This window comes from Halorubrum tibetense, assembly GCF_042661865.1.
In the GTDB taxonomy this organism is placed as follows: domain Archaea; phylum Halobacteriota; class Halobacteria; order Halobacteriales; family Haloferacaceae; genus Halorubrum; species Halorubrum tibetense.
Genome location: NZ_JBHSWW010000506.1, coordinates 1 through 1005, shown reverse-complemented (window position 1 = coordinate 1005; position 1005 = coordinate 1). Strand labels below are relative to the sequence as shown.

Annotated in this window: 2 protein-coding genes; both read right to left on the bottom strand. The window is 51.2% G+C overall.

Annotation, left to right across the window (positions count from 1 at the left end; translation table 11 throughout):
- Positions 1-242 (bottom strand): DnaJ domain-containing protein (locus ACFQEU_RS16555; RefSeq protein WP_379783929.1); only part of this gene is annotated, 242 nt, incomplete at its 3' end.
- A gap of 219 nt (positions 243-461) precedes the next feature.
- A partial coding sequence (locus tag ACFQEU_RS16550) for a PEP-CTERM sorting domain-containing protein (RefSeq protein ID WP_379783928.1) occupies positions 462-1005 on the bottom strand: 544 nt, incomplete at its 5' end.

Sequence of the window (1005 nt, the reverse complement as noted above, 5' to 3'; positions counted from 1 at the left end):
GGCGGCCGAAATTGCTCGCCCGCCTGTTGTTGCCGACTGAGCTGATCGTAGGCGGCCCTTTTTTCAGCGTCTTTTAGTACTTCATTGGCCTCGTTAACCGCTTTAAATTGCGCTTCGGCGTCCGGCTCTTTACTGACATCTGGGTGGTATTTTCGCGCCAGTTTTCGGTAGGCGCGTTTAATGTCGTCTGCGCTTGCATCTGGGGTTACACCGAGCACTTGATAGTAGTCTTTGAATTCCACCTGTTCGCTCCAAACTCTACAGTCCAGTGAAGAGTGTGCGCATATACAAACGGTTTGCCAATGATTTAGCGCAAGCAATGGCCGAAATTCCATTCGGCTCTGGTAAAGGTTCAGGGGGCATGAAAAAAGGCGCAATGATCAAGACGTCATTGAGCCTTTATTTGTGTAGCTATATACATCAGTCGCAGTTAAAAAAATCCGCTCTGCCTGTGTTAAAACTTAGTGTTGAATTCTACGTCTAGCCGCAGCTAAGAACAGCAAACCTAAACACAGTAACGCCAGTGGCGCCGGCTCCGGCACATCGGCAATGGTGATGCTGGTTCTGATCCACGCACTTTGGTCGGCATCGACAAAATTGTTGTCGGTGTAAATCCAGCTGGCATGGGTGCTAATACCGGCAATGGGGCCGCCCCAGATATTCGTGCCGTTGGTACCGTATTCGGTGGCGTTGCTGACAAAGGCACCGGTCGTGAAGTCGTAAATTTCCCACGCGGACGACGAAGAGTGAACTTGATCGCCCCACATGATTTCAGCAAGCAGCGCTGCGGGGTTGCCACCAGAACCACTACCTAAATTCACCACGTTCCACGCGAAATAGTGGGTACCTACACCAAGGTCCAAAACCAAAGAGTCCGCTGTTGGCCAATTATTGGCATTGGTTAGGCTACCGTAAGCGCCCCAGCCCGTACCGAAGGTGCAGCTACTGTCGTAGCACAAGCCGCCGTCGTTAATAATATTGTCTGCGGTCATGCTAACGGTTACC